This is a genomic window from Mycobacterium sp., assembly GCF_050700595.1.
GTDB lineage: Bacteria > Actinomycetota > Actinomycetes > Mycobacteriales > Mycobacteriaceae > Mycobacterium.
Genome location: NZ_JBOHHI010000137.1, coordinates 1 through 7,179, shown reverse-complemented (window position 1 = coordinate 7,179; position 7,179 = coordinate 1). Strand labels below are relative to the sequence as shown.

General features: G+C 65.1%; 10 protein-coding genes. 4 read left to right on the top strand and 6 right to left on the bottom strand.

Features of this window, described 5'->3' with window-relative positions; genetic code table 11:
- Positions 1 to 139: 139 nt before the first annotated feature.
- The 5 genes from ACRDTL_RS13290 to gdhA form a co-directional block, all read right to left on the bottom strand.
- Positions 140 to 433, bottom strand: coding sequence for a type II toxin-antitoxin system RelE/ParE family toxin (locus ACRDTL_RS13290; protein WP_431507171.1), 294 nt, complete (start codon positions 431 to 433; stop codon positions 140 to 142).
- Entirely contained in the window at positions 430 to 681 is a 252-nt protein-coding gene (locus ACRDTL_RS13285) for a type II toxin-antitoxin system ParD family antitoxin (RefSeq protein ID WP_431507170.1), read from the bottom strand. Before ACRDTL_RS13285 ends, ACRDTL_RS13290 begins: the two co-directional genes overlap by 4 nt.
- A gap of 138 nt (positions 682 to 819) precedes the next feature.
- Positions 820 to 1,218, bottom strand: a complete 399-nt coding sequence (locus tag ACRDTL_RS13280) for a hypothetical protein (protein ID WP_431507169.1) — start codon at positions 1,216 to 1,218, stop codon at positions 820 to 822.
- A gap of 103 nt (positions 1,219 to 1,321) precedes the next feature.
- A complete protein-coding gene (locus tag ACRDTL_RS13275) occupies positions 1,322 to 2,068 on the bottom strand; it encodes a class I SAM-dependent methyltransferase (protein ID WP_431507168.1) in 747 nt (248 codons plus the stop codon).
- 7 nt (positions 2,069 to 2,075) lie between these two features.
- Positions 2,076 to 3,425: an NADP-specific glutamate dehydrogenase gene (gene gdhA / locus ACRDTL_RS13270; protein ID WP_431507167.1), complete on the bottom strand. Its 1,350-nt coding sequence runs from the start codon at positions 3,423 to 3,425 to the stop codon at positions 2,076 to 2,078.
- A 113-nt stretch (positions 3,426 to 3,538) separates the two neighbouring features.
- Between gdhA and ACRDTL_RS13265 the strand changes: the two genes are divergently transcribed.
- From ACRDTL_RS13265 to ACRDTL_RS13255, 3 genes are read left to right on the top strand one after another with little or no spacing between them, the layout of a single operon-like run.
- A complete protein-coding gene (locus tag ACRDTL_RS13265; protein ID WP_431507166.1) occupies positions 3,539 to 4,534 on the top strand; it encodes a GNAT family N-acetyltransferase in 996 nt (331 codons plus the stop codon).
- Between the two features lie 5 nt (positions 4,535 to 4,539).
- A complete protein-coding gene (locus ACRDTL_RS13260; protein WP_431507165.1) occupies positions 4,540 to 5,202 on the top strand; it encodes a DUF5642 family protein in 663 nt (220 codons plus the stop codon).
- A 27-nt stretch (positions 5,203 to 5,229) separates the two neighbouring features.
- Positions 5,230 to 5,883 carry a DUF5642 family protein gene (locus ACRDTL_RS13255; RefSeq protein ID WP_431507164.1) on the top strand — a complete coding sequence of 218 codons (654 nt, stop codon included), beginning with the start codon at positions 5,230 to 5,232 and terminating at the stop codon, positions 5,881 to 5,883.
- Positions 5,884 to 5,894: 11 nt separating this feature from the next.
- On the opposite strand, the gene ACRDTL_RS13250 is transcribed toward ACRDTL_RS13255, so the two are convergent.
- A complete protein-coding gene (locus tag ACRDTL_RS13250) occupies positions 5,895 to 6,494 on the bottom strand; it encodes an alpha-ketoglutarate-dependent dioxygenase AlkB (RefSeq protein WP_431507163.1) in 600 nt (199 codons plus the stop codon).
- A gap of 186 nt (positions 6,495 to 6,680) precedes the next feature.
- Here ACRDTL_RS13250 and ACRDTL_RS13245 point away from each other — a divergent pair.
- Positions 6,681 to 7,179: helix-turn-helix domain-containing protein (locus ACRDTL_RS13245; RefSeq protein ID WP_431507162.1), on the top strand; the 499-nt coding region annotated here is incomplete at its 3' end.

Below are 7,179 nucleotides of genomic sequence, written 5' to 3'. Positions count from 1 at the left end.
GATGAGTCGCGTCATCGGTTACAGGTTGCCCTGGCCATCGGCTGGGGTTTTTCTATTGGGTGCGTCCGATGCCGAGGTGGTGCAGGCACTACTCGGCTGCCGGACCCGCTGACTCCTAATCAGCGGGTTCCGGACGTGATCAGAGGTGGCGGTCGACGTCCATGCGTTGGTGCAGGCCACGAACGACGTCGACGATGCCTTCGGCGTTGACCCGATAGAACAGCGTGTGTGATCCGGCGGCGAGCTTGCGGTAGCCCGGGCGGATCTCGTCGCAGGCCCGGCCGATCCGTGGATTCGCCGCGGCGCGTTCGATGGCGCGTTGAAGTTCACGCAGGTACTCTTCGGCCTGGTCGACGCCCCAGCGGTCGTGGGTGTAGTCCCAGATCTGCTCCAGGTCTGCTTGCGCGGCAGGTGAGAGAAGGTATCGGCTCACCGGCCGCGCGACTCCTCGGTGCGCTTGCGGCCGAAGAAGGCGTCGAAGTCGAACGGTGTCGACACGCCGCTGCGTTCGCCAGCGGCTAGGGCTTCACGCAATGCCTGCAGCTGAGTTTCGCGGTCCTCGAGCAGCCGCAACGCGGAGCGGACGACGTCACTGGCCGACCGGTAGCGACCCGCAGCGACCTCGCTGTCGATGAAGGCGCTGTAATGCTCGTCGAGGCTGAAGGACGTGTTCTTACCCACGAGGCGATGATACCAATCCTTGGTATTGTGGCGGCGTCCGCGACGAGATACGACTATCACCTATGACGCGACTCATCACCGGTCGGCTCAGCTGTAACCCATAACCCGACTCATCTGTCACCTATGTCGTGAACTCGGTCAGTCGGTCTTCTGCCAGGTCTGGCAGCTATGCGTTAAGAACGCCGCATCCTTCGGCTGGATCGTCACTACCTGAGGACCGGTGCTGATGTTGTTCTCGATGATGTGGGTTGGATTGAGGTCGTTCAGCCTCGCCCAATAGCAATCGGACTCTCCTTCAGCGCTTTGACCGGCCGAGCGATAGGTACCCAGCGCGATGTCGATGCCGACTCGATAGGTGCCATCGGTTTCTATGGTCGTTTTGGGGGCTGGCGACGGGGGTGGTGGGTAGGTCACGGTTACCGTTTTGGTGATCGCCGGTTGCACTGTGGACGTCACCGTGGCCACTGGCTGGCCGGACCCTCCGCAACCCGCGAGAACGATCGCCGCTCCGGCGATAGCAGTTTTCTTCCCCGGCATTAAAGGAGGGTAAGCGGGGGAGTGGCCATCCTCTCGACTTCGGAGCGGATGATTAGCCAGCAGGATCACCTGGCGTCGCGGAGAGCGGGTGACCTTCCGGGCGTCACGCCGGCTTGCCGCCGGTGACAAACTGCAGCGCACGCTGCGCGTGCTGATGGACGTCCACCAGACCGGCTGAGGTGAACAAGTCTACGAACGCATGCCGGTCGAACATCCGCAGTCCGATGACGCGGGCACCGGCGGCCATCGCCTGACGCAGCGGCGGCGGTTGTCCCGCGTAGCTGGTGAGGATCGCGATCCGGCCCCCCCGCCGCAGCACCCGCACCATCTCGCGGGCGACCCCGAACGGCTCGGGCATCAGATAGAGCGCGCCGAAACAGCAGACAGCGTCGAATGTTTCATCGTCGAACGGCAACGCCCGGGCATCGCCACGGACGTAGCAGATGCCCTTTCCACTGTTGTCGGACACGGCCCGGGTCAGCATCGGCTCGGAAATGTCGAACCCCACCGCAAGACCACCATCGGGCAGGTGACCCGCCAGCTCGCGGGTGAAGTTGCCCGGGCCGCAGGCCACGTCCAGCAATCGTTTCGCCGCCGATAACCGCAACTCGTGTGCGGCGCGGCGCTGCTCGGCGCCGGTGCTGATGCCGCTGGCGACATAGAACGCCACCGGGCGCCACAGTCGCTCGTAGACCGTCGCGACGAACGGGCTGTTCATCGCCCGCTGCGCCAAGGTGGGAACCGGTGACGCCGTCGATTCGCCCAGCACGTCGAGAAAACCGTGTCGCACCGACGCGGCGGTGGTGAGCAGACCGTGGGTCAGCCCGAGCGGATCGTCGTCGATGGTCATCTGGCGCTCAGATCAGGCCAAGGGCCAACATGGCCTCGGCGACTTGGGTAAAGCCGGCGATATTGGCGCCGGTGACATAGTCACCGGGCATTCCGTACTCGTCGGCGGTGGCCAGACAGTTGTCGTGGATGCCGCGCATGATGCCGGCCAGGCGTTGCTCGGTGTATTCGAAGGACCAGGAATCACGCGAGGCATTCTGCTGCATCTCCAAGGCACTGGTGGCCACCCCGCCGGCGTTGGCCGCCTTCCCCGGCGCGAAAATCACCCCGCCGTCGGCGAAGAGCTTGACGGCATCGGGTGTGCACGGCATGTTGGCGCCTTCGGCGACGATGCGGCAGCCGTTCTTGATCAGCCGGGCGGCGTCAGCGCCATTGAGTTCATTCTGGGTGGCGCAGGGCACGGCGATATCGCATGGAACGTCCCACACCGAATGCCCCCCGATGAACCTTGCCTGTTCGCCGCGGGCCTCGGCGTACGCGCTGATCCGTTCCCGGCGCACTTCCTTGAGCTCCTTGAGCAGTTCGAGGTCGATGCCCGTGTGGTCGACTACATAGCCGGTCGAGTCCGAACACGCCACAACGGTGCCGCCGAGTTGGTGGATCTTCTCGATCGCGTAGATCGCGACGTTACCCGAACCGGACACCACCACCCGTTTGGCTTCGAAGGACTCGCGCGCTGCTTTGAGGACCTCGTCGATGAAGAAGACCGTGCCGTAGCCGGTGGCTTCGGTGCGCACCTGCGAACCGGCCCAGGCAAGGCCCTTACCGGTAAGGGCGCCGGACTCATACCGGTTGGTGATCCGTTTGTACTGGCCGAATAGGTAACCGATTTCGCGGGTGCCGACGCCGATGTCACCTGCGGGGACATCGGTGTGTTCGCCGATGTGCCGGTAGAGCTCCGTCATAAACGATTGACAGAAGCGCATGACCTCTTGGTCCGAGTGCCCTTTGGGGTCGAAGTCCGACCCGCCTTTGCCGCCCCCGATCGGCAGCCCGGTGAGCGAGTTCTTGAAGGTCTGCTCGAACCCGAGGAACTTGATGATCCCGAGGTAGACCGATGGATGAAAGCGCAGGCCGCCCTTGTACGGGCCCAGCGCCGAGTTGAACTCGACCCGGAAGCCGCGATTGATCCGGACTGCGCCGGTGTTGTCGACCCAGGGCACCCGGAAGATGATCTGGCGCTCGGGTTCGCACATTCGACGGACGACTGCAGCGTCGGCATACTCCGGGTGTTTGTCGACCACCGGTCCCAGGCTGGCGAGGATCTCGTAGACGGCCTGGTGGAACTCGACCTCGCCAGGGTCGCGGCGTAGCACCTCGTCATAGATGTCTTGCAGCTTTTCATCCAGCGCAGCCATGCCTCGGCCTCTTTCTCACGTGTGACGCACCGATGCCACGGTAGCGATCCTTGTCGGCACCGGAGATGACCCCATAACCTGAGCAACATCAGACCGCAACTCGGGAGATCACGGTGACCGAATTGGCCGCCCTGCGTGCCGACGAACTCGCCGCACTGCAGATCTTCGAGGGATGCGCCGTCGAAGACTTGATGCCATTGGCGGCGAGCCTGCAACCCCTGCAGGCCAGGGCCGGGGCGGTGCTCATGCAGCAGGGCGAGCAGGCGGTTTCCTTCCTGCTCATCTCATCGGGGACCGCCGAGGTCAAGCATGTCGGCGACGGCGACGTCGTGACCGTCGAGCAGGTGTCGGCCGGCACGGTCGTCGGCGAGATCGCGCTGCTCCGAGACATCCCGCGCACCGCCACCGTTACCACCACCGAACCGCTGACCGGCTGGATCGGTGACACCGACGCGTTCGCCCGGATGGTGCAGGTTCCGGGCATCATGAGCCGACTGGTCCGCACGGTGCGCCAACGTCTCGCCGCGTTCGTCACACCGATCCCGTTCCGGGTCCGCGACCGAACAGAACTGCTGCTCCGTCCGGTGCTGCCCGGCGACATCGAGCGGACAGCGCAGGGCCACGTCCAGTTCTCCCGCGAAACGTTGTACAAGCGATTCATGTCGCCGCGTGTTCCCAGCCCGTCGCTGATGGACTACCTGTTCGAGGTCGACTACGTCGACCATTTCGTCTGGGTAGTGACCAACAAAGACGGCTACCCCATCGCCGACGCCCGCTACGTGCGTGATGAACACGAACCGACCGTTGCCGAGATCGCATTCACCGTCGGTGACGATTATCAGGGCCGTGGTATCGGTACATTCATGTTCGCCGCGCTTTGCATCGCGGCGCGGGTGGCGGGTATCGAAAAGTTCTCCGGCCGCGCGCTTTCCGACAACCTGCCGATGCGGACCATCATGGACCACTACGGCGCGTTCTGGGCACGCGACGACGTCGGCATCGTCACCACGGTCATCGACGTCCCCCGCCCTCGTGACCTTCGGCTGGGAAAGAACCTCGCCAATCAGATCAACCACGTTGCGCGTCAAGTGATCCGGGCTGTGGGCTAGCGCGGATGTCAACCGGCGTGCGGTGCTGGATCGCTGCGATGGTTGCGCTGCTGGTTGCCGCGTGCGCCAACACGCGCGAACCTCCGTCGGTACCGTCGGCCAGCCCGGTTCGCCCGGTCAACCCCGCCAATATCAAGCGGGTCGGCCGCGAGTTCCCGCCCGGCTACGAAGTAGCCCCCGCTTCGGGGATACCCGGGCCACCGGCGATCTGGGGTCTAGGCGGGGGCTGGACGGCCGACCCGCCGCGTTGCGCGGCATTGGCCGATCCGGCTCGCGAACCGGCGCGGGGGATCGCCGGATCGGGTGCCGGCGGCATCGGGTACGCGCTCGTTACCGCCGCGCCGGCCGGCTCGGTGGCGCCGGACCCGGCCCTGGTCGCCGAATGCCCGCACTGGATCATGACCAGTGGACGCGCCACCGCGCGCGTCCAACTGATCGAGGCCCCGCGCATCGACGGCGGCCAAACCGTCGGCATGACCGCCGACACCAGCACCTTGGTGGAAGGTGAGAACGAAATAGCCTCGCGAGCAATCACTTTCATCGCTTACCTGGGCAGCTATTACGCGTTCACCGTCTCGGTCACCGACCCCGGATCGCCGCAGCCGCCACTCCCACCGCAATCGGTGGCCGATCTGCTGGTGAAAACGGTGGCTGCGTTGCGCAGCTGACCAGATGCGTTCGGTACATTGTCGACGATGATGAGGGCTGTGCTTGCGATCGGGTGTGCGTGCTTGCTCGCGGCATGCGGATCTCGCGACTCCGCGGACGTGTCCGCCGATATCACCAAGGTCTCCGACGTCAGGTCGAGCTTCGGTCCCGACTTCAAGGTCAAGGACATCCCCAAGACGGGTATCGACCCCAAGTTGCTGTCATCCCGCAAGTTGCCCGAGGGACTGAAATTCGAGCCCGCCGACTGCGCGAAGTTCGTGGTCGGTCAGGAGATGCCGCCGGGGTTGCAGGGCAACATGGCCGCGGTGGCCGCCGAGGGTAACGGCAATCGCTTCATCGTGATCGCGTTGCAGACCTCTCAGGCGGTTCCGATCAACGACCCCGGAAGAAACTGCAAGCAGGTGGGATTCGAGGGGCCCGGGATCCGTGGCTTGATCGAGGTCGTCGACGCGCCGAACATCGACCGTGCGCGCACGCTGGGCGTGCACCGCGTCATGCAAACGGCAATCGGTGGGAAAGCGCACACCGGCGAGGTGTACAACTACTCCGCGCATTTCGGCGACTATCAGGTGATCGTCACCGCCAATCCGCTGGTGTTGCCGGACAAGCCGGCCACCCCGGTCGATACCGGGAGGGCGCGCGACCTGCTGGTCAAGGGGGTCGGCGCGGTCCGGAGCTAGCGGCGATCGGGTCAGCGCACGTCGCGCGGCCGCAACTGGACACTGATCCGCGGACCGGTGCACGCCGACGTCTTGGGAACCGAATGCTCCCAGGTGCGCTGGCATGATCCGCCCATCACCAGCAGATCGCCGTGGGCCTGCGGCAGACGCAACGACTGGCCCGTACGTGCGCGGGGACGCATCGCGAAGGTGCGGGTAGCGCCGAGGCTGACGATCGCCACCATGGTGTCCTCGGTGCTGCTGCGGCCGATGGTGTCGCCGTGCCAGGCAACACTGTCGGAGCCGTTGCGGTACAGGCACAATCCGGCCGTGGTGAACGGCTCGCCCAACTCGCCGGCGTAGCTGTCGTTGAGCCGGCGGCGCAGCGGTCCCAGCAGCGGATGCGGCGGTTCTTCGACGGCGAGATCGTGGAAGCTCACCAGGCGCGGCACGTCGAGCACCTGGTCGTACATCCGGCGGCGCTCGGCCCGCCACGGCACCGTCGTCATCAGTGCATCGAACAGCTCGTCGGCGCCGGTGAGCCAACCGGAACGGATGTCGATCCAGGCGCCCTCGCCGAGCGTCTTGCGTTCGCTGCACTCGAACAGCGACTGCTGTACCGCTATCGCCACGACCGCGAGTGTATCGCACATGCGTGGCGCTCCACAGGTTTTGGTGGGCGCCTTTCTGCTGTTCAGCGGTGGATTTAGTTGCGTGAGAGGGTCGTCGGGGTTTCGCGAGTGAAATGAGGACGCGCACGGGGTGAGCCTCTAGGTTTCGGGGTTACCACACCAACCTCAACCCGGAGGACGACCCGCATGCGCGTCAGTACTGCATTTAACCGTCTGCTGCGAATCCCTGGAGCGTGGGTGGCCAATGTGGCCATCGCTGATCGCGACGTTGAGGTCACCCTGCGCCCGAAGGCGCGCACAATGCAGTGTCCATGCGGGTTGCTGTGCTCGGCGGTTTATGACCGGCGCCGGCGGCGTTGGCGGCACCTGGACCTGGGTCGATGCCGATTGTGGCTGGTCTTTGAGATCCGTCGGGTGGAGTGCCCCGAATGCGGGATACGCACCGAGGAGCTGCCCTGGGCGCGCCCGGGGGCGCGGCATACTCGCGATTTCGAAGACATGGTGGTGTGGCTGGCCCAGCGCACCGACCGCACCTCGGTGGCCGCCCTGATGCGCTGTGGGTGGGAGACCGTCACCGCGATCATCAACCGCGGAGTGGCCGAACTGCTGGACACCCGCCGACTTGAAGCCCTATATCGCATCGGCGTCGATGAGATCTGTTACCGCCACCCGCACCGGTACTTGA

What these genes read in the sequence shown, in the direction of transcription:
- ACRDTL_RS13280 (WP_431507169.1), bottom strand. Translation starts at nt 1,218, where the DNA reads ATGCCGGGGAAGAAAACTGCTATCGCCGGAGCGGCGATCGTTCTCGCG.
- ACRDTL_RS13255 (WP_431507164.1), top strand. Translation starts at nt 5,230, where the DNA reads ATGATGAGGGCTGTGCTTGCGATCGGGTGTGCGTGCTTGCTCGCGGCA.
- ACRDTL_RS13260 (WP_431507165.1), top strand. Translation starts at nt 4,540, where the DNA reads ATGTCAACCGGCGTGCGGTGCTGGATCGCTGCGATGGTTGCGCTGCTG.
- ACRDTL_RS13275 (WP_431507168.1), bottom strand. Translation starts at nt 2,068, where the DNA reads ATGACCATCGACGACGATCCGCTCGGGCTGACCCACGGTCTGCTCACC.
- gdhA (WP_431507167.1), bottom strand. Translation starts at nt 3,425, where the DNA reads ATGGCTGCGCTGGATGAAAAGCTGCAAGACATCTATGACGAGGTGCTA.